The sequence below is a fragment of the Klebsiella sp. HMSC09D12 genome, from assembly GCF_001808475.1.
Taxonomy (GTDB): domain Bacteria; phylum Pseudomonadota; class Gammaproteobacteria; order Enterobacterales; family Enterobacteriaceae; genus Klebsiella; species Klebsiella oxytoca.
In genome coordinates, this window is the sequence record NZ_KV793508.1 from 28,264 (window position 1) to 47,436 (window position 19,173).

The 19,173-nt window shown below is 60.5% G+C and carries 18 protein-coding genes; 7 read left to right on the top strand and 11 right to left on the bottom strand.

All coding sequences use genetic code 11. The features are described from left to right. Positions 1-264 precede the first annotated feature (264 nt). The 9 genes from hycI to hycA form a co-directional block, all read right to left on the bottom strand. Positions 265-750 carry a hydrogenase maturation peptidase HycI gene (gene hycI / locus HMPREF3178_RS26530; RefSeq protein ID WP_004104842.1) on the bottom strand — a complete coding sequence of 162 codons (486 nt, stop codon included), beginning with the start codon at positions 748-750 and terminating at the stop codon, positions 265-267. Beyond that, on the bottom strand, positions 743-1,153 hold the full coding sequence (locus HMPREF3178_RS26535) for a formate hydrogenlyase maturation HycH family protein (protein ID WP_004104844.1): 411 nt from the start codon (positions 1,151-1,153) through the stop codon (positions 743-745). Before HMPREF3178_RS26535 ends, hycI begins: the two co-directional genes overlap by 8 nt. Next, positions 1,150-1,917, bottom strand: a complete 768-nt coding sequence (locus tag HMPREF3178_RS26540; protein WP_004104846.1) for an NADH-quinone oxidoreductase subunit B family protein — start codon at positions 1,915-1,917, stop codon at positions 1,150-1,152. The genes HMPREF3178_RS26535 and HMPREF3178_RS26540 overlap by 4 nt, the downstream gene beginning before the upstream one ends. Then, positions 1,917-2,459: a formate hydrogenlyase complex iron-sulfur subunit gene (locus tag HMPREF3178_RS26545; protein ID WP_004104848.1), complete on the bottom strand. Its 543-nt coding sequence runs from the start codon at positions 2,457-2,459 to the stop codon at positions 1,917-1,919. Before HMPREF3178_RS26545 ends, HMPREF3178_RS26540 begins: the two co-directional genes overlap by 1 nt. 9 nt (positions 2,460-2,468) lie before the next feature. Further along, a complete protein-coding gene (gene hycE / locus HMPREF3178_RS26550; RefSeq protein WP_004104850.1) occupies positions 2,469-4,178 on the bottom strand; it encodes a formate hydrogenlyase subunit HycE in 1,710 nt (569 codons plus the stop codon). A gap of 17 nt (positions 4,179-4,195) precedes the next feature. Next, entirely contained in the window at positions 4,196-5,119 is a 924-nt protein-coding gene (locus tag HMPREF3178_RS26555) for a respiratory chain complex I subunit 1 family protein (protein WP_004104852.1), read from the bottom strand. 2 nt (positions 5,120-5,121) lie between these two features. After that, positions 5,122-6,948, bottom strand: a complete 1,827-nt coding sequence (gene hycC / locus HMPREF3178_RS26560; RefSeq protein WP_017145506.1) for a formate hydrogenlyase subunit 3 — start codon at positions 6,946-6,948, stop codon at positions 5,122-5,124. Then, entirely contained in the window at positions 6,945-7,553 is a 609-nt protein-coding gene (locus tag HMPREF3178_RS26565) for a 4Fe-4S dicluster domain-containing protein (protein ID WP_017145505.1), read from the bottom strand. The genes hycC and HMPREF3178_RS26565 overlap by 4 nt, the downstream gene beginning before the upstream one ends. Positions 7,554-7,635: 82 nt before the next feature. Further along, entirely contained in the window at positions 7,636-8,085 is a 450-nt protein-coding gene (gene hycA, locus HMPREF3178_RS26570) for a formate hydrogenlyase regulator HycA (RefSeq protein WP_004104858.1), read from the bottom strand. 208 nt (positions 8,086-8,293) lie between these two features. On the opposite strand from hycA, the gene hypA reads away from it, so the two are divergent. From hypA to HMPREF3178_RS26605, 7 genes are all read left to right on the top strand, one after another. Next, the gene (gene hypA / locus HMPREF3178_RS26575) at positions 8,294-8,638 is read left to right on the top strand and encodes a hydrogenase maturation nickel metallochaperone HypA (protein ID WP_004104859.1); all 345 of its coding nucleotides are present in this window, start codon (positions 8,294-8,296) and stop codon (positions 8,636-8,638) included. A gap of 7 nt (positions 8,639-8,645) precedes the next feature. After that, complete coding sequence (hypB, locus tag HMPREF3178_RS26580; RefSeq protein ID WP_004104860.1) at positions 8,646-9,518, top strand: hydrogenase nickel incorporation protein HypB; 873 nt, start codon at positions 8,646-8,648, stop codon at positions 9,516-9,518. Next, positions 9,509-9,781, top strand: coding sequence for a HypC/HybG/HupF family hydrogenase formation chaperone (locus tag HMPREF3178_RS26585; protein ID WP_070585610.1), 273 nt, complete (start codon positions 9,509-9,511; stop codon positions 9,779-9,781). Before hypB ends, HMPREF3178_RS26585 begins: the two co-directional genes overlap by 10 nt. Continuing rightward, complete coding sequence (gene hypD, locus HMPREF3178_RS26590) at positions 9,782-10,903, top strand: hydrogenase formation protein HypD (RefSeq protein ID WP_004104862.1); 1,122 nt, start codon at positions 9,782-9,784, stop codon at positions 10,901-10,903. After that, on the top strand, positions 10,900-11,910 hold the full coding sequence (gene hypE, locus HMPREF3178_RS26595) for a hydrogenase expression/formation protein HypE (RefSeq protein ID WP_004104863.1): 1,011 nt from the start codon (positions 10,900-10,902) through the stop codon (positions 11,908-11,910). Before hypD ends, hypE begins: the two co-directional genes overlap by 4 nt. A gap of 231 nt (positions 11,911-12,141) precedes the next feature. Then, positions 12,142-14,214 (top strand): formate hydrogenlyase transcriptional activator FlhA, encoded by a 2,073-nt coding sequence (flhA, locus tag HMPREF3178_RS26600; RefSeq protein WP_004104864.1) that lies wholly within the window; start codon positions 12,142-12,144, stop codon positions 14,212-14,214. 117 nt (positions 14,215-14,331) lie between these two features. Next, complete coding sequence (locus HMPREF3178_RS26605; protein ID WP_017145504.1) at positions 14,332-15,288, top strand: alpha/beta hydrolase; 957 nt, start codon at positions 14,332-14,334, stop codon at positions 15,286-15,288. Between the two features lie 223 nt (positions 15,289-15,511). Here HMPREF3178_RS26605 and HMPREF3178_RS26610 read toward each other — a convergent pair whose 3' ends face one another. Next, a complete protein-coding gene (locus tag HMPREF3178_RS26610) occupies positions 15,512-16,912 on the bottom strand; it encodes a glycoside hydrolase family 1 protein (RefSeq protein ID WP_004104867.1) in 1,401 nt (466 codons plus the stop codon). Between the two features lie 54 nt (positions 16,913-16,966). Beyond that, positions 16,967-19,159, bottom strand: a complete 2,193-nt coding sequence (locus HMPREF3178_RS26615) for a CBM35 domain-containing protein (protein ID WP_029496788.1) — start codon at positions 19,157-19,159, stop codon at positions 16,967-16,969. Between the last annotated feature and the right edge of the window lie 14 nt (positions 19,160-19,173).

Here is a 19,173-nt window from a genome sequence, read left to right on the forward strand (position 1 = left end):
GGCTCGCGCTGCGCTTAGCCGGGCTACAGGTTCATCAACGCCCGCGGACCGGTAGCCCGGAGAGATGCGCAGCATCGCCTCCGGGACTGGCAAACGCCAGGGTGACAAAAGTCGTCGTAGCCCGGACAGATGCGCTGCATCGCCTCCGGGAATGGCAAACGCCAGAGTGACAAAAGTCGTCGTAGCCCGGGTAAGGCGTTTACGCCGCGACCCGGGAAAAAGTAAACCTGCTCCCCCTGACCAAACTCCCGGCTTGCGCTGCGCTTAGCCGGGGAACGCCGGCTCCTCTGCGGCTTCAAGTGCCGCAAAACCCCCCTGCCCCTGCCACCCATCAAGCCGCGCGTACACCGCTTCGACCGCGTCCTTAATCGGCTGGGTCATCGGGTAATAAAAGCCGACGATATCCGGCTGAATACCCAAAAAAATCACCTCGCCGATATCCTCTTTTAGCTGATCGATCAGATAGTTGAGCGGCATATTGTGGGTAGTCATCATAAACATCTCGGCGATATCGTCCGGATCGACGATGCGGATCTCGCCGGGGTTCAGACCCATATCGGTGGCATCGACGATCAGCAGGCGCTCGGGGCGCAGCTCGCGAATGGCGACGATATCGTTTTCCGGCGCGCTGCCGCCGTCAATCACCACCCAATCACCGACGGGATTAGCCGCGCACATCTCCGCCAGCAGCGGGCCTGCGCCGTCGTCGCCCATCATGCTATTGCCGACACAGAGTAAAACGTCAGTCACGGAGTCTCCTCACCATCAGATAGATGGCGCTTTCCTGGTGAATATCATGCAGCATACTGAGCATAGTTTTGCTCCACGCCTGCTGCTCGGGCGTCTGTCGCGCCAGCGCTTTATCAAAAGCGTTAGCCAGCATCGTCACATGATTGCTGTCGATAACAATCTCGCCGTACTTCGGCACGCCTTCCATTTTACGCCGCGCGGTGCTGCCCTCTTCGAGGGTCGCAATCCACGCCAGATACGCCTGCCACGGGCAGCTCAGCGCCGCCTCGAGGCAGTCGATGACGCCGAGGTGGTGGCCAATCGCCAGGCTGTAATAGACCACCTGCTGCGCCTGGTCAGGCGTCGCGTCGTTCTCATCAATAAATTTACGGCTCAGCTGACTGAACACCACCGTCTCGCTCATCGGATACGCGCTCCTTCTACGACCTGGTTCAGATGGGTGACGATCTCGGTCAGACGCGGATCTTTTTCCGCCTCCAGCCAGCGCATCACCTGGCTATCGCCCTGCCCCAGCAGGCGCATATAGTCGTCGGCAATCTGCCGGCCGTAGCGATAGCCCGCCAGCCGGCGCGCTTCGCGATCGATGCGCACCCGCAGCGGCTGTACCATATCCGGGTGCAGGAGTTCGGTCGGCTGCTCGTCCTGCTCGCCCGGCACGCGGGCGTGGATTTTCTGTTCCAGCAGGCCCAGCGCCATCGCGAAGCCGTACAGCGTCGCGGCCGGGGTGGGCGGGCAGCCGGGAATATAGACATCCACCGGCACGATTTTATCGGTTCCGCCCCACACGCAATAAAGGTCGTGGAAGATGCCGCCGCTGTTGCCGCAGGCGCCATAGGAGATGCAGATTTTCGGATCCGGCGCGGACTGCCACGCGCGCAGCGCGGGAGAACGCATCGCCCGGGTCACCGCCCCGGTAAACAGCAGAATATCGGCGTGACGCGGCGACGGCACCACTTTGATCCCAAAGCGCTCGGCGTCGAACAGCGGCGACAGGGTGGCGAAAATCTCGATCTCGCAGCCGTTGCAGCCGCCGCAGTCCACCCGATAAACGTAGGCGGAACGCTTAATTTTCTTCAGCAGCGATGCCTTCATGCTGGCGATGGACTCATCCACCGTCATCGGCACCGGAATGCCGTTGTCATCGCGCGGGCCTAATAAGTTGCTCATCAGCTGGCCTCTCTCATATGGCGAGTCAGTTCAATACGGTCGGACGGCACCAGGCACTTCTGGCGTTTGCACTCCGGGCAGGTCTCGAAGCTTTCGCGATGCAGCTCGGCGCGGCTATCGCCGTTGTGTTTGAGCAGCGCGATGGCATAGTCGATCTCTTTCTGTACGGCGAATGGGCGTTCACACACCCGGCAGTGGCAAATGGCAAAACGCGATTGCTGGAGAAAATCCTCTTTCTTCCATACCGCCAGCTCGTACTCCTGAGAGAGCTTAATCGCCGCCGTCGGGCAGACCTCTTCGCAGCGTCCGCAGAAAATGCAGCGCCCGAGGTTGAACTGCCACGCCAGCTGGTTGGTGGCGAGATCGGTTTCTACCGTCAGGGCGTTCGACGGACAGGCGTTAACGCAGGCGGCGCAGCCGATACACTGCTGCGGATTATGCTCCGGTTTGCCGCGGAAATTTTTATCCACCGGCATCGGCTCCAGCGGGTATGAGTGCGTCGCGGTGCCGGTTTTGATGACTTTTTTAATAAAGGTAAACATGGCGATTCCTTATTTCAGCGGCGAGTTCTTACGCTCGATGCTGTAGCGCTCCAGCTCTTTGTACGGCACCACTTTGCTCTTCTTCTTGCGCACGTCGACCACCGTCATGCGATCGGTACAGGAGTAGCACGGGTCAAGGCTGCCGATGATCAGCGGCGCGTCGGAGACGGTATTGCCGCGCAGCATATAGCGCAGAGTCGGCCAGTTGGCGTAGGTCGCCGCCCGGCAGCGCCAGCGGTACAGCTTCTGGTTATCGCCGGTCATACTCCAGTGGATATCATCCCCGCGCGGCGCTTCTGAGAAGCCGAGCGCGAAGCGGTGCGGAATATAGGTGAAGCCCTCCACCATCAGCGGGCCGCCCGGCAGGTTATCGAGGCCAAAGTCGATCATGTTCAACGCGGTGTAGACCTCGTTGATGCGCACCTTCAGACGCGAGATGACGTCGCATCCCTGTTCGCTGTGCACTTCCATCGGCAGCAGGCTGTAGCCGACAAACGGGTGATCGGCGCGGGTATCGCGGGCGTGCCCGCTGGCGCGCACCATCGGGCCAACGTTGCTGAAGTCGCGGGCGATTTGCGGGTCGAGACGACCAATGCCCACGGTACGCTGCTCCATATTCGGCGTGCTGAGCAGCATATCCACCAGCTCCTGCACGTCGCGACGCATCTGCTGCGCCAGCTGGCGGGTCTGGATCATGTCCTCTTTCAGCAGATCGCGACGAATGCCGCCAATCAGGTTCAGACCGTAGGTTTTACGCGCCCCGGTAAGAATTTCCGCCATCTTCATCGAGGTTTCGCGCACGCGGAAGAACTGCATAAACCCGGAGTCGAAGCCGGTAAAGTGGCAGGCGAGGCCGAGGTTCAGCAGGTGCGAGTGCAGGCGCTCCACCTCCAGCAGAATGGCGCGGATCATCTGCGCGCGCTCCGGCACTACGATGCCCATCGCGTTCTCTACCGAAGTGGTGTAGGCGGTGCTGTGGGCGAAACCGCAGATACCGCACACGCGGTCCGACAGGAAGGTGACTTCGTTGTAGCCCATCCGGGTTTCCGCCAGCTTTTCCATCCCGCGATGAACGTAGAACAGGCGGTAGTCGGCGTCGATAATATTCTCGCCGTCAACGAACAGGCGGAAGTGGCCCGGTTCGTCGGAGGTGACGTGCAGCGGGCCAATCGGCACCACGTTGTTTTTCTTGCTGCCCAGCTCGTTGATAAACTCGTAGGTTTCGGCATCGGTGGTCGGCGCCGGGCGTTGACGGTAGTCCATGCTGTCTTTTCGCAGCGGATAGAGTTCATCCGGCCAGTCGTCCGGCAGCACCAGCCGGCGCTCGTCCGGCAGCCCCACCGGCACCAGACCATACATATCGCGCACTTCGCGCTCGCCCCACACCGCCGCCGGCACGCGTGGCGTCACCGACGGATATTCCGGTTTATTGGCGTCCACTTCCACGCGCACGGTGATCCAGCATTTCGTGCCCTGCTCCATCGACAGCACGTAGTAGACGGCGTAGTGGCCGTTGAGCTTGCGTTCGTCGTTGCCAAACAGCACAGACAGCCAGCCGCCCTGCTTGTAGTACAGGAACTCGACCACTTCCGGCAGATAGTTGACCTTTACCGTGACCGTCAACTGGTCTTTGGTCTGCCAGGCTTCATCCAGCACCACGCCCGGAAAGGCCTGATGCAGCGCGGCGAGATAGTGTTGACCGATTTTTTCTTCAGACATGCTCAAACTCTCTTAAATCACGCCACCAGCAAGGAGACGAAGGCTAAAAAGGCAAAACCAAACCCGGCCCAGGTGACGCGGGAGGTGGCGCAAAAGCGCAGACGCGCCATGCTGTTTTCGAACAGCGCAATCACCAGCACGCCAAGCACCAGCTTGACGACGGCAACTACCAGCGCCAGCAGCAGACCGCCGACGCTAAAGCTGGTCATCTGTCCCCACGGGATAAATACGCCGACGAACATTTGCAGGACCACCAGCTGCTTGAGGCTGATGCCCCACTTCAGCACGCCGAAGCCGCTACCGCTGTATTCCGAGAGCGGGCCTTCCTGAAGCTCCTGCTCCGCTTCCGCCAGGTCGAACGGCAGCTTGCCCATTTCGATAAAGGTGGCGAAGGCGCAGGCGCACAGCGCCAGAATCAGCGGAAGAGTGCGGGCGACAGGCCAGTGATAAATGGTGTCGGTGATACTGCTGATATGGGTGGATCCGGCGACCTGAGCCGCGACCCACAGGCCGAGCAGCAGGATAGGCTCCACCAGCACGCCGAGCATCGCTTCACGGCTCGCCCCGATAGCGGTAAACGGGCTGCCGGTATCGAGGCCGGAGATAGCGAAGAAGAAACGGGCGATGGCGAACAGGTAGATCAGGGTAATCAGGTCGCCCAGCCCCGCCATCGGCGAATCAACGGTCACCACCGGCAGCGCGGTAGCGATGGTCAGCATCACGCCGACCATCACGTACGGCGTCAGGCGGAAGACCCAGCCGGAGGCATCCGGGCCAACGCTCTGGCGCCCCAGCAGTTTCAGGATATCCCGGTACTCCTGCAGTACGCCCGGGCCGCGGCGATTATGCAGACGCGCGCGGGCGACGCGGGTCACCCCGGACAACAGCGGCGCGACGGCGAACAGCACCAGCGCCTGCAACAATGCAATTAATACGCTCATTCTCAGGCTCCTCGGGAAATCACAATCACCACCAGTACCGCCAGCTCCACCAGCGCCACGCCGCGAAACAGCGCGGGCGCGGAAGCGTTCTGCCAGCCGGGTACCAGGCGCACCGGGTTCAGCCAGTGGCGCAGCTTGAGAATTGGCGCAAAAGCCTCTTTCACCGGCATGGCGAAACCGTGGGCGGTCACCACCATGGATTTTTCATGGTCATAGCCGCAGACCCAGGCCGCGCCGCGCGAGCGCGCCGGCAGGCGATCGCCCTTAAAGAAGATCATCAGCAGCAGCGGCAGCAGCGGGCAGGCAATCAGCAGAATGGCGATCAGCGGCTGAGACACCACGCTGGAGACCTCCGCCTGCACCGGAAACGCCCCGCTCACCAGCGGCAGCAGCCACGGCGCGGCAACCCCGCCAATCACGCAGCAGACGGCGGCCAGCACCACGCTAAAGGTCATCAGCCCCGGCGCGCAGGTGGCGTTTTCCGCCTCTTTGCTTCGCGGCGCGCCGAGGAAGGTGACGCCGTAGACTTTCGCCATACACATCACCGCCAGCGCGCCGGTGATCGCCAGGCCCACCGCCAGCAGCGGCCCAAGCAGGCGGCCAACAAACGCGTCGCCGGTGCTCAACTTAAAGAAGGACTGATAGATAACCCACTCTCCGGCGAAGCCGTTCAGCGGCGGCAGCGCGGCCATCGCCATCAGACCCACCAGCATCGAAAGGGAAATCAGCGGCATTTTCTTGCCGATCCCGCCAAGCTTTTCGATATCGCGATGGCCGGTGCGGAACCACACCGCTCCCGCGCCGAGGAACAGGGTAGTTTTAAACAGGCTATGGTTGATCAGGTGATACATGCCGCCGATAAAGCCCAGCACCATCAGGGTTGGGTTATGAGTCGCCACGCCGGTGACGAATGCCCCGAGGCCGAGCAGGATAATGCCGATGTTTTCCAGGGTGTGGTACGCCAGCAGGCGCTGAATATTGTGCTCCATCAGGGCGTACAGCCCGCCGACGAAGGCGGTGATCATCCCCAGCACCAGCAGCATCACGCCCCACCACAGCGGCGGAACGCTGCCGGCCAGCGAGACCGTCAGGATGCCGTACAGACCGACCTTCATCACTACCGTAGAAAACAGCGCGGCAGCCGGAGCGCTGGCGCCAGCGTGGGCCTGCGGCGCCCAGCCGTGCAGCGGAATGACCCCGGCCAGCAGCGCAAAGCCGATCAGGCCCGGCAGCCACAATAGCGCGTTTTGCGGCGCCGCCACCGCCAGCTGGGTAATCTGCCCCAGCTCAAGGGTGCCGTAGGTCGACCAGACCAGCCAGCAGCTCCACGCCATCAGCAGCGTACCGAGGCGTCCCAGCGCAAACCACAGCTTGCCGGACTGCGCGCAGCCGGTAAGAAACGCGGCGCAAAGGGCCATAATTTCCGCCATCACCACCAGCGCGCCGAAGTTCGTCACCACCACGGCGCAGACGGCGGCGGCCAGCAGGAGATTCACCAGCAGACCGTTGGCTTTAACCTGCGGATGACGATGCCAGGCGATATTGAACAGCGAAATCGGCAGCGCCGACAGGCCGATTGCCAGCAGCCACAGCGCATTGACGCCGCCAACGCGCAGGGGCAGGTGCAGCATTTGCAGCATGCCGGCGCTGACGCGATCCGGCATCAGCAGCGCCGTTCCGCCCGCCAGCACCAGCATCGCGCTGGCGACCGCGCCGCCAATCCCGGCGATCGCCCCGCTCAGCGGTTTGCGCAGAGCGAACAAAAACGCCAGCACCGCGCTGGCGGCGTACCAGGCCACCGCCTGATTCACTAAGGAAATCACACTCATTTCACGTCCCCTTGTTGCGCCTGGAACAGCGACAGATCGCCGAGGTCGGTATTAAAAGTCAGCTGCCGCTTACGCTTGCTGGCCTGGGCGATATCGCGGATATCCACCAGCAGCAGCGCTTTGGTCGGGCAGGTGCGCGCGCACGCCGGGCCTTCCTCATCGAAGTGGCACAGGTCGCATTTGACGGCGATAGCGCGTACGCCCGGCACCCAGTCGAGCAGCGAGCTGACGCGCGCCGGGGCCGGCGGCGCGGCGGGCGCCATCGGCGTATTGGCGTTAGCCGGAATATCCAGCGGGCGGCTGCCGGAAAACTCAATGGCGCCGAACGGACAGGCGATGCCGCACAGCTTGCAGCTTACGCACAGGCTCTCATTGAGCTGCACCGCGCCATCGACGCGATTAATGGCATTAACCGGGCAGACGGCGGCGCAGGGCGCATCTTCACAGTGGTGGCACATCTGCGGCGCGGATTCTTTTTCATTGCGCATCAGCCGTAGCCGGGGCATGGCTTGCAGGCCCTGCTGGCGGTGAGTCTCAGCGCAGGCGGCTTCGCAGGTGCGACAGCCGATACAGACGGTGGAGTCAGCAATTACAAAACGGTTCACCGGGTCGTCCTCAGGTGAAAGTCATTTTTGACGAAAACAGGTTGCGCAGGTGTCAGCTTCGACACTTGTCGACACCTGACGATTAACGGGCCAGCGTCAGGTGGTTTAAATCCACCGGCTGGTCTTGTTCGATAGCCTCGTAGAGACGGTCATAAACGCTGGCGATAGTCGCCAGATAGTGCTCCAGAACCTGCTCGCGATCGCGGTTGCTGATCCGGCCATCAATGGTGCCGTCTGAGCCCAGCGTGGCCTGGGCAATCAGCCGTCTGTCGCCGCCGTCTTTACTCTCTACGTAATACTCGATGGTGTGGCTGTTAAAGCCCTCCGCCAGCGCCACGTAAACCTGAAAATGACCAAACAATACGAAGCACAGCTCTTTATCCGGCGCGCAGCTCATCGCATGATGCAAACGCGCTTTCGACAGGGTTATCCCCTGTACCAGCGAGTTGCAGTAGGTATGCCACTGCTCCTGATGCTGGCGGTGACGATCGGCGATGTAGTCCGCCTTTTCACTTAATTCCCAAATAGTCATCCCGGATCCCCCGTTGTATGAGATGCACCGGTTAAGCATTTTTCATGCCAAAAGTTAATTAATTGATTTTTAACGATTTTAATAAATTTACCCTATAAGAAAGACATGTCGATGACGATGTCTGAGCGGTGTCATCGACATTTTTATGACATTACTTATGACCTGGCATCGTTATTGCATTAATGGGCCATCGCGATACGGAGGCACCATGCACGAAATCACCCTTAGCCAGCGGGCGCTGGAAATTATCGAACAGCAGGCGCAGCAGGCCGGCGCGCGTCGGGTCACCGGCGTGTGGCTGAAAGTGGGGGCATTTTCCTGCGTGGAAGCCAGCGCGCTGACCTTCTGCTTTGAGCTGGTGTGCCGCGGCACGCTGGCGGAAGGCTGTGAGCTGCATATCGCCGAACAACAGGCTGAATGCTGGTGTGAATCCTGCCAGCAGTACGTGCATCTCATCTCACAGCACGTGCGCCGCTGCCCGCAGTGTCAGAGCGACCGGCTGCAAATTGTGGCGGATGACGGCTTACAGATTCAGCGACTAGAAGTGGAGTAATAAGATTATGTGTACAACCTGCGGCTGCGGTGAAGGCAACCTTTATATAGAAGGCGACGAGCATAACCCGCATTCGGCGTTTCGCAGCGCCCCCTTCGCGCCCGCCCCGCGCCAGATGATGACCATTACCGGCGTGAAAACCGATAACTTTTCCCCCACCCGCTCGGAGACTGGCGACCTGCACTACGGTCATGGCGAAGCGGGTACCCATGCGCCGGGCCAGAGCCAGCGGCGGATGCTGGAAGTGGAAATCGACGTCCTGGATAAAAACAACCGTCTGGCCGCCCGCAACCGCGCGCGTTTCGCCGCCAGGAGCCAGCTGGTGCTGAACCTGGTCTCCAGCCCCGGCTCCGGCAAAACCACCCTGCTGACGGAAACCCTGCTGCGGCTGAAAGAGAAAACCGCCTGCGCGGTCATTGAAGGCGATCAGCAAACGGTGAACGACGCCGCGCGCATCCGCGCCACCGGCACTCCGGCGATTCAGGTCAACACCGGCAAAGGCTGCCATCTCGACGCGCAGATGATCGCCGACGCCGCGCCACGCCTGCCGCTGGCGGACCACGGCATTCTGTTTATCGAAAACGTCGGCAACCTGGTGTGTCCGGCAAGTTTCGACCTCGGCGAACGTCATAAAGTGGCGGTGCTGTCGGTAACCGAAGGCGAAGACAAACCGCTGAAGTATCCGCATATGTTCGCCGCCGCCAGTCTGATGCTGCTTAACAAGGTCGACCTGCTGCCGTATCTCAACTTTGACGTAGAGAAGTGTCTGGCCTGCGCCCGCGAGGTGAACCCGGATATTGACATTATTCTGCTTTCCGCCACCAGCGGCGAAGGCATGGACCAGTGGCTTCGCTGGCTGGAGGCGCAGCAATGTGCATAGGCATACCCGGACAAATCTGCGCTATTGACGGCAATCTGGCGAAGGTCGAAGTGTGCGGCATTCAACGCGAAGTCGACCTGACCCTGGTGGGCGCGGTTGACGATCGCGGTCAGCCGCGTCTCGGCCTGTGGGTGCTGGTCCACGTGGGTTTTGCCATGAGCGTGATTAACGAAGCCGAAGCCCGCGACACCCTCGAGGCGCTGCAAAATATGTTTGAAGTCGAGCCGGACGTCGGCGCGCTGCTGTACGGCGAGGAGCGGTAAATGCGTTTTGTTGATGAATACCGCGCTCCGGAACAGGTGATGCAGCTGGTGGAACATCTCCGGCTGCGCGCGCGCCTGCTGCCGCATACCGCCGAACGTCCGCTGCGCATAATGGAAGTGTGCGGCGGCCATACCCACGCTATTTTTAAATTTGGCCTCGATCAGCTGCTGCCGGAAAATATTGAATTTATCCACGGCCCCGGCTGCCCGGTGTGCGTGCTGCCGATGGGGCGTATCGACGCCTGTATCGATATCGCCAGCCGTCCGGGGGTGATTTTCTGCACCTTTGGCGACGCCATGCGCGTACCGGGAAAAAACGGCTCGCTGCTGCAGGCAAAATCGCGCGGCGCCGACGTCCGCATCGTCTATTCGCCGATGGACGCCCTGAAGCTGGCGCAGCAGCACCCCGAGCGAGAAGTGGTATTCTTCGGTCTCGGCTTTGAAACGACGATGCCCGCCACCGCCCTGACCCTGCGTCAGGCCCGGGAGCGCGGCGTCGGGAACTTTTACTTTTTCTGCCAGCACATCACCCTGCTGCCGACCCTGCGCAGCCTGCTCGACCAGCCGGATAACGGTATCGACGCTTTTCTCGCCCCCGGTCACGTCAGCATGGTGATTGGCACCGATGCTTACGGGTTTATCGCCAGCGACTATCACCGTCCATTAGTGGTGGCCGGATTCGAACCGCTTGATCTACTGCAAGGCGCGATGATGCTGGTTGAGCAGACAATAGCGCAGCACAGCGAAGTGGAGAACCAGTATCGCCGGGTGGTGCCCGATGAGGGCAACCCGCTGGCGCAGTCGGCCATCGCCGACGTGTTTTGCCTCAGCGGCGATAGCGAGTGGCGCGGTCTGGGGGTGATTAACGACTCCGGCGTGCACCTGACGGCCGCGTATCAGCGTTTCGACGCAGAAGCGCATTTCCGCCCGGCGCCGCAGCGGGTCTGCGACGACCCGCGCGCCCGCTGCGGCGAGGTGCTGACCGGCCGCTGTAAACCGCACCAGTGCCCGCTATTCGGCAATACCTGCAACCCGCAGAGCGCATTCGGCGCGCTGATGGTCTCATCGGAAGGCGCCTGCGCCGCCTGGTATCAATATCGCAGTCAGGAAATCGAAGCATGAAAAGCGTTCAGTTAGCCCATGGTAGCGGCGGTCAGGCGATGCAGCAGCTGATCGGCGACCTGTTTATGCAGGCTTTCGCCAACCCCTGGCTGGCGGAGCAGGAAGATCAGGCGCGTCTCGATCTCGCTCAGCTTAGCGCGCAGGGCGACAGGCTCGCCTTCTCCACCGACAGCTACGTTATCGATCCGCTGTTTTTCCCCGGCGGTAATATCGGCAAGCTGGCGGTCTGCGGCACGGCGAACGATGTGGCGGTGAGCGGCGCGCTGCCGCGCTATCTCTCCTGCGGGTTTATTCTCGAAGAGGGACTGGAGATGGCCACCCTCGAAGCGGTGGTGAGCAGCATGGCGCAGACCGCGCGGGAAGCCGGTATCGCCATTGTGACCGGCGATACCAAAGTGGTGCCGCGCGGGGCGGCGGATAAGCTGTTTATCAATACCGCCGGGATCGGCGTCATCCCTACCGATATTCGCTGGGGGGCGCAGCAGATTAGCGCGGGAGACGTGCTGCTGGTCAGCGGCACGCTTGGCGATCACGGGGCAACGATCCTCAACCTGCGCGAACAGATGGGGCTGGACGGCGCGCTGTCCAGCGACTGCGCGGTGCTGACGCCCTTGATTCAGACGCTGCGCGACGTAGCTGGCGTGAAAGCCCTGCGCGATGCCACCCGCGGCGGCGTTAACGCGGTGGCCCATGAATTCGCCGCCGCCAGCGGCTACGGAATAGAGCTGCATGAACAAAAGCTGCCGGTTAACGATACCGTACGCGGCGTTTGCGAGCTGCTGGGGCTGGACGCGCTTAATTTCGCCAACGAGGGTAAGCTGTTGATCGCCGTTGCCCGCGAGGCGGCGGAAAGCGTACTTGCGCATTTACGGTCTCATCCATTAGGCCGCGATGCGGCGATAATCGGCGACGTTGTGCCGCGCGCGGGCGTGCGCTCTGTCGGTCTGTACGGCGTCAAACGCACGCTGGATCTTCCTCACGCCGAGCCGCTGCCGAGAATTTGTTAACGGTGCGGGCCCCCGGATTGCGGCTAACGCCTTATCCGGGCTACAACACTGCGCACACCTGTAGCCCGGCTAAGCGCAGCGCGAGCCGGGAAAAGCCTGCATGATTATCCAGCCCAAACCAGCGGGCACCCACGGATGGGTTAATGGCGGTCACAACCGCTTTATTAACAGACTATTATTTGTGTCATCACTTTCTTCTGCGCCGCTTTGCGGCGCTTTTGGACTTAAGCAATGTCGTATACACCGATGGGCGATCTTGGGCAGCAGGGTCTGTTTGATATCACCCGCATTTTATTACAGCAGCCGGACCTGGCCGCGCTGAGCGAGACGCTGACCGGCCTGGTGCAGCAGTCCGCGCTCGCCGACCGGGCGGCGATTATTCTGTGGCATTCCGGCAATCATCGCGCTATCCGGCACGCCTGCGACGACGCGGGGCAGCCGGTGAGCTACGAAGATGAAACCGTCCTCGCCAACGGCCCGGTTCGACGCCTGCTATCGCGTCCGGATGCGCTGCATTGCGATAGCGCCACCTTTGCCGAAACCTGGCCGCAGCTCGCCGTAAGCGGACTCTACCCCAACTTTGGCTATTACTGCCTGCTGCCGCTGGCGGCGGAAGGGCGTATCTTCGGCGGCTGCGAATTTATTCGCGACGACAACCGGCCGTGGACTGAAAAAGAGTACCAGCGGCTGCACACCTTTACGCAAATCGTTGCCGTGGTCACCGAACAGATCCAAAGCCGGGTCAGCAACAACGTCGATTACGACCTGCTGTGCCGGGAACGCGATAACTTCCGCATCCTGGTGGCGATCACCAACGCGGTGCTCTCGCGGCTGGATATCGATGAGCTGGTCAGCGAAGTGGCCAAAGAGATCCACCGCTACTTCCGCATCGACGCCATCAGCGTGGTACTGCGCAGCAACCGCAAAGGTAAGCTCAATATCTACTCCACCCACTACCTCGACGCCAGCCATCCGGTACATGACCAGAGCGAAGTGGACGAAGCCGGTACCCTGACCGAGCGGGTATTCAAAAGCAAAGAGATGCTGCTGCTCAATCTCCACGAGCACGACCCGCTGGCGCCGTACGAAAAAATGCTTTTCGAGATGTGGGATAACAAAATCCAGACCCTGTGCCTGCTGCCGTTGATGTCCGGTAATACTCTGCTTGGGGTGCTGAAGCTGGCGCAGTGCGATGAAAAAGTCTTCACCACCACCAACCTCAAGCTGCTGCGGCAAATCGCCGAGCGCGTCTCGATCGCCATCGACAACGCCCTCGCCTACCGCGAGATTCAGCGGCTGAAAGAGCGGCTGGTCGATGAGAACCTCGCCCTGACCGAACAGCTCAACAACGTTGAGAGCGAGTTTGGCGAAATCATTGGCCGCAGCGAGGCCATGAACAGCGTGCTCAAGCAGGTGGAGATGGTGGCGCAGAGCGACAGTACGGTGCTGATCCTAGGCGAAACCGGCACCGGTAAGGAGCTGATTGCCCGCGCTATTCATAACCTGAGCGGCCGCAATAGCCGCCGGATGGTCAAAATGAACTGCGCGGCGATGCCAGCCGGGCTGCTGGAAAGCGACCTGTTTGGCCACGAGCGCGGCGCTTTCACCGGCGCCAGCGCCCAGCGTATCGGCCGTTTCGAACTGGCGGACAAAAGCTCGCTGTTTCTCGATGAAGTGGGCGATATGCCGATTGAACTACAGCCGAAACTGCTGCGCGTGTTGCAGGAGCAGGAGTTCGAGCGTCTCGGCAGCAATAAGCTGATTCACACCGACGTGCGCCTGATCGCCGCCACCAACCGCGATCTTAAACAGATGGTCGCCGATCGCGAGTTTCGCAGCGATCTCTACTACCGGCTGAACGTCTTCCCGATCCATCTGCCGCCCCTGCGCGAACGGCCGGAGGATATTCCTCTGCTGGTGAAGGCCTTCACCTTTAAAATCGCCCGCCGTCTCGGACGCAATATCGACAGCATTCCGGCGGAAACGCTGCGCCTGCTTAGCCGCATGGAGTGGCCGGGTAACGTGCGCGAACTGGAGAACGTCATTGAACGCGCGGTGCTGCTGACCCGCGGCAGCGTGCTGCAGCTTTCACTGCCGGAAATGAGCCTCGAGACTGAGCCGCTGCCGGCAGAAGTGCTGCCGGAAGAGGGCGAAGACGAATACCAGCTCATTGTCCGGGTGCTGAAAGAGAGTAACGGGGTGGTCGCCGGGCCGAAGGGCGCGGCCCAGCGTCTGGGATTAAAGCGCACGACGCTGCTTTCGCGCATGAAACGGTTGGGTATTAATAAAGACCAGCTGCAGTAGGCATAACCTTAAAACGCTGTTTCATTTTATTTTTAATGAAACAGCGTTCTGTGAGACAACTCGCTTTACCCGTTCCTGATGAATGATAAATAAGCTTTTTCCTTAATGGAGATGCTTATGACGCGTTTACCTCTGGCCGCCGCCATCGCTTTGCTTTTGGCTTCTCCGGCGGCATTTTCCTCTCTCCCCACCTTTTCTGTCTGGCCCGGCGGTGAAGCCCCCGGCGCGAAAAACAGCCCGGCGAGCGAATCGCTGGTAGAGCGCAGCAAAGATCCCTCGCTGCCCGATCGCGCGGTCACCGGGATTCGTGCTCCGACAATTACCGTCTACGCACCGGAGAAGCCCAACGGTATTGCGCTGCTGGTGACGCCGGGCGGCTCTTACCAGCGAGTGGTATTGGATAAAGAGGGCAGCGATCTCGCCCCGGTATTTAACGCCCGTGGCTATACCCTGTTTGTTATGACCTACCGGATACCGGCGGACGGTCACGCAGAAAGCAACGAGGCGCCGTTGGCCGATGCGCAGCGCGCGCTGCGTACCCTGCGGGCGCGGGCCACCGAGTGGCATATCGACCCGCATAAAATCGGCATTATGGGCTTTTCCGCCGGGGGGCACGTGGCGGCCAGCCTGGAGACCCGGTATAGCGAACCGGCTTACGCCGCCGTGGACGCGGTTGATCGGCAGAGCGCGCGGCCGGACTTCGCGGTGCTCGGCTATCCGGTGATTTCGATGGATCCGGCGATTGCCCATCCCGGATCGCGCAAGGCATTGATTGGCGAAACGCCGACGGCGGAGCGGCAGCATCGCTATTCACCGGAGCAGAACGTCACGCCGCAGACGCCGCCAACCTTTATTTTCCACGCGGTAGACGATCCTTCCGTGCCGGTGGATAACGCGCTGGTGATGTTTAACGCCCTGCGCGCGCAGCAGGTGCCGACCGAGCTGCATCTGTTCGCCGAGGGGAAACACGGATTTGGTATTCGCGGGACCCGGGGCCTGCCCGCCGCCGAATGGCCGCAGCTGGCGATGAACTGGATAGCTTCGCTGGCGGAAATGAACAAATCGCGCCAATAATCCCCGGCTCGCGGCTGACGCCTTACCGGAGCTACGAGGCCCCCACCGTCTGTGGACAGGTAGCCCGGCTAAGGCGTCAGCCGCCACCGGGGAGGGCATCTGAAGCCCCGGTGGGGATGACTTCGTGGAGGCGATGCTGCGCATCTGTCCGGGCTACAAGTTCGTGCGGTTTGGTAGCCCGGACAGGCGCGTCAAGCGCCGCCTCCGGGGGGATTTTGCCGGGCTATTTATCAGAACTGAAGCCGTTGCTGGTCGCCAGTTCGGCAAACCACAGCGCGTTGCGCTTTATCAGCCGCTCTCCGGTTTGCAAGTCGAGCCGCCAGAAGCCGTAGCGGCGCTTGAACGAGTTAATCCACGACCAGTTATCGATAAAGGTCCACTGATGCACGCCAAAGCAGTTCGCGCCGTCGGCAATGGCGCGATGCAGCTGCACCAGATGCTCTTCCATCAGGCCGATGCGGAACGAATCGTCAATCACCCCATCCTCGCCCGGCTCGCCTTCCGACTCGATATCCATCGCGATACCAATTTCCGCGAGGAACCACTTTATATTGCCGTAGTTATCGCGAATATTGGCGGCAATGTCATAAATCGCCTGCGGCAGAATCTCATTATTATCGCGATAAGGATTAAAACGCCCTTGCGGATTCACATAGTTTTCGAAATAGAACTCCGGGGTGAAATAGTCCAGCGTATAGTCGCTTTCGCGCGCTTTCACCCGCCGCGGAACGTAATAGTTAACGCCGAGAAAATCGACGCGCGATCCGGTAATCAGCTCAACGTCGGCTTTTGTCACCTCCGGCAAACAGTCGTGCGCGGCCAGAATTTCGCACAGCGCTTTCGGGAACTGATGTTTCACCAGCGGGTCGAGGAAGCTGCGGTTGAAGAACAGATCCGCATACCACGCCGCTTTTTGGTCTTCCGCGCTGTCGTTGCGGGTATAGGACGGCGTCAGATTCAGCACCACGCCAATCTCGCTTTCCAGCGCCAGCGCGCGAAACTCGCGCACCGCTTTGGCGTGGGCCAGCATAATGTTAAACGCCACCTGCGCCGCCAGACTGCCGTCTTTCTTGCAGGGATAGTGGAAGTCATACAGATAGCCGCCCTCAACTGGCACAATCGGCTCGTTGAAGGTGATCCAGTATTTCACTTTGTGCCCAAACAGCTCAAAAGCGGTACGGGCAAAACGCGCGAAAAGATCGGTCACGTGCGCCGACTCAAAGCCGCCGTACTGCTTTTGCAGCGCTTCCGGCATGTCAAAGTGATAGAGGTTGATCATCGGCTCGATGCCGTTTTCAATCATCTCATCCAGGTAGGCATGATAGAAACGCACCGCGTCCGCATTGGGCGCGCCGGTTTCGAAGTCGTCAATCAGCCGCGACCACTGAATCGAGGTGCGAAAAGAGTTGAACCCGGTCCGCTTCATCAACGCCACGTCCTGGGGATACTGATGGTAAGTGTCGCAAACCGTTTGCGGCCCAATCTGCTGATAAAAACGTTCCGGCTGTTCGGCAAACCAGCTATCCCAAATAGAACGATGCGGCTTGTTGCTTATCCCTTCCGTTTGCGGACCGGATGCCGCCGCGCCCCAAAAAAAACCTTCCGGAAACTGATACCGGGTCATAACGCCTCCTGTAAGTTAAAAAAGGCCGCGCCCAACGGGCGCAGCCAATAAGCACTACTCTGCAACCACTTCAATCGATTTGATAAACATGTAGCCCCAGTCGCCGGCGAATTTACCGAAGTCGATGCGGTTATCGCCGGCCTTCAGCTCCACCGGCACCCGCAGCTGCTGGCCCTGTTCATCGGTTTGCGGGAATTCAACCGCGATTGGCGCGCCGCCGTTGACGATAAACGAGTTTTTCTTGCCGCCCCATTTGCCGCTGAACGTCACCTGCAGCTGATACTTGCCGGCCCACGGCGCGGCAACCTGCCAGCTCACCTTATCGCCATCGTTGGCGAACGGCCCGAGGAAACCGTCTTCGTCAATCGTCAGCGCGTCTTTCTCGCTTTTCGCCGCCTCGATCTTGCCATCGGTCACGTTCACAACCCCGCCGCTAAAACGGCAGTAATCAGCGGGCGCTTTCCCGACGGTTTCCGTCACCGTGACCTTTACGGTTTTACTGCTTTTGAGCAGACCATCATCGGCGCTAAAGGTCAGCGCGTATTCACCGGGGGCGCTAAACCAGGCGCGAGTTTCGGCTTTATCCGTCGCGCAGATATGGGCCTGCGCGTTGCCGCCGTTGCTCCAGCTCACCTTAACGTTGCGATCCGGCAGCCCGTCATCGCGCCAGCTCGCGCTGAGCTGCACGCCCTGGTCCTGGCTGGTGGTGAGCGTTTCCACCAGCGTGACTTCCGGCGTCTGATTCGCCTGGGTGTGCTTCACGCTAATCACGTTCGAAGGCGATGAACTGCCGCTCTCGTTTTTAGCAATGACGCGGTAATAGTACGTATTCCCCAGTTGCAGACTGCGATAGTCATCGCGGAACAGATCCATCGTCTGCGGGTTCCACTCGTTAACTCCGTCCGAAATATCGCGCCCCACGACCTTCCACGGTCCGGATGCCGAATCGGCGCGCTCGACATCATAAGCGCGCCCTACCGCCGCCCCCAGCCAGTTGATCGCAAACGGTGAGTCCGTCGCCCGCAGCGTCGGCGCATCCGGCTTCGGCAGCGGCGGCGCTTTCTCCTGCCCGTTCATCTGCGCCGCGGCGGTCCGCACCAGATCGACCACCTCCATCTCCTGATTGGCTTTACCGTCGACCGGAAAGCCCGGCAAATGGTAGCTGTAGTGGCCGGTGGACTCTTTATGCCAGTAGAAACCGCCATCGTGACGATGACCGCGGAAGCCCCAGATTAAACCGCCCGCCGCCTGCGCGCCGTTGACTTCGCTATGGACGATCGACTGCATAATGGCGTTAAGCTGCTGCGCATCCAGCAGGCCAAATTCGCCCACCATGTAGACTTTCTTACCCGCGGCCGCCGTCAGGTCTTTTTTCACCTGATCGGGATGGTTGTTATCGGCATTGGTGTAGTAGTGGTTGCTGACGATATCGACATGGGGATCGTTAAGCGCAAACGCATTAATTTTCTTATAGGTGCCATCCACCACCAGCTGATGCGGCGCCCACTTTTTGATCCATGCGGCGGTCTGCTGAAGGAACGCCGCGTTGGTGTCTTCCAGCTCGTTGCCGGTCTCCCAGGCCATAATCGCTTTTTCGTCATAGTAAGGGCGCCCGGTCACGCTGTTGGTACGGGTGATAACCTGACGAATCACGTCCAGATAGGCCTTGAAGGTTTTACTATCGGTACGGTAAAAATCCTCCGGCTTTTCGTGGTAGAACGCCGCCAGCTGCTCGCGACCGCCCCACCACCACCAGTGATCGATAAACGGTAGAATCAGGCGCAGCCCCTGTTTGTCCGCCTCGGCGATCATGTTGTCGTACACCCGCATCGCCTTTTCGTTCAGGCGCGGCATGCCGTCGGCGGTTTCCGGAGCCAGAATATGGGTTTCGCGACCGCAGGCCTCGTCAAACGTCTGCTGCACCGAGAGCACGTATACCCGCTGCGCCCTGGCGCCGGTTTGCACCAGCGCTTTAATCCAGTTTTCCTGTTCCTCCGCCGTCGGCCAGCGGAAGTATTGCCCCCAGCCGCGCGAGTCGGCTTTACAGGTGCCGCGCGCGTCGTCTTCAATACGATGCAGCTCCGGCGCATGAATGCCCGCAAAGCGGAACACCTTGTCGCCATCTTTTAACGTCGCGCCGTCGCGGGTAATAAAGTGTTCAAAGTGCGACTGCTCCGCGGCCATCGCGCCTGCGCTTCCCAGCGCCGAAAGCAGCGCGACGAGCATCAGTTTTTTCACCGGCTTAATCATCGTTATCTCTC

Coding starts and splice junctions, on each gene's coding strand:
- HMPREF3178_RS26535 (WP_004104844.1), bottom strand. CDS start 1,153: ATGAGCGAGACGGTGGTGTTCAGTCAGCTGAGCCGTAAATTTATTGAT.
- HMPREF3178_RS26540 (WP_004104846.1), bottom strand. CDS start 1,917: ATGAGCAACTTATTAGGCCCGCGCGATGACAACGGCATTCCGGTGCCG.
- HMPREF3178_RS26545 (WP_004104848.1), bottom strand. CDS start 2,459: ATGTTTACCTTTATTAAAAAAGTCATCAAAACCGGCACCGCGACGCAC.
- hycE (WP_004104850.1), bottom strand. CDS start 4,178: ATGTCTGAAGAAAAAATCGGTCAACACTATCTCGCCGCGCTGCATCAG.
- HMPREF3178_RS26555 (WP_004104852.1), bottom strand. CDS start 5,119: ATGAGCGTATTAATTGCATTGTTGCAGGCGCTGGTGCTGTTCGCCGTC.
- hycC (WP_017145506.1), bottom strand. CDS start 6,948: ATGAGTGTGATTTCCTTAGTGAATCAGGCGGTGGCCTGGTACGCCGCC.
- hycA (WP_004104858.1), bottom strand. CDS start 8,085: ATGACTATTTGGGAATTAAGTGAAAAGGCGGACTACATCGCCGATCGT.
- hypA (WP_004104859.1), top strand. CDS start 8,294: ATGCACGAAATCACCCTTAGCCAGCGGGCGCTGGAAATTATCGAACAG.
- hypB (WP_004104860.1), top strand. CDS start 8,646: ATGTGTACAACCTGCGGCTGCGGTGAAGGCAACCTTTATATAGAAGGC.
- HMPREF3178_RS26585 (WP_070585610.1), top strand. CDS start 9,509: ATGTGCATAGGCATACCCGGACAAATCTGCGCTATTGACGGCAATCTG.
- hypD (WP_004104862.1), top strand. CDS start 9,782: ATGCGTTTTGTTGATGAATACCGCGCTCCGGAACAGGTGATGCAGCTG.
- hypE (WP_004104863.1), top strand. CDS start 10,900: ATGAAAAGCGTTCAGTTAGCCCATGGTAGCGGCGGTCAGGCGATGCAG.
- flhA (WP_004104864.1), top strand. CDS start 12,142: ATGTCGTATACACCGATGGGCGATCTTGGGCAGCAGGGTCTGTTTGAT.
- HMPREF3178_RS26605 (WP_017145504.1), top strand. CDS start 14,332: ATGACGCGTTTACCTCTGGCCGCCGCCATCGCTTTGCTTTTGGCTTCT.
- HMPREF3178_RS26610 (WP_004104867.1), bottom strand. CDS start 16,912: ATGACCCGGTATCAGTTTCCGGAAGGTTTTTTTTGGGGCGCGGCGGCA.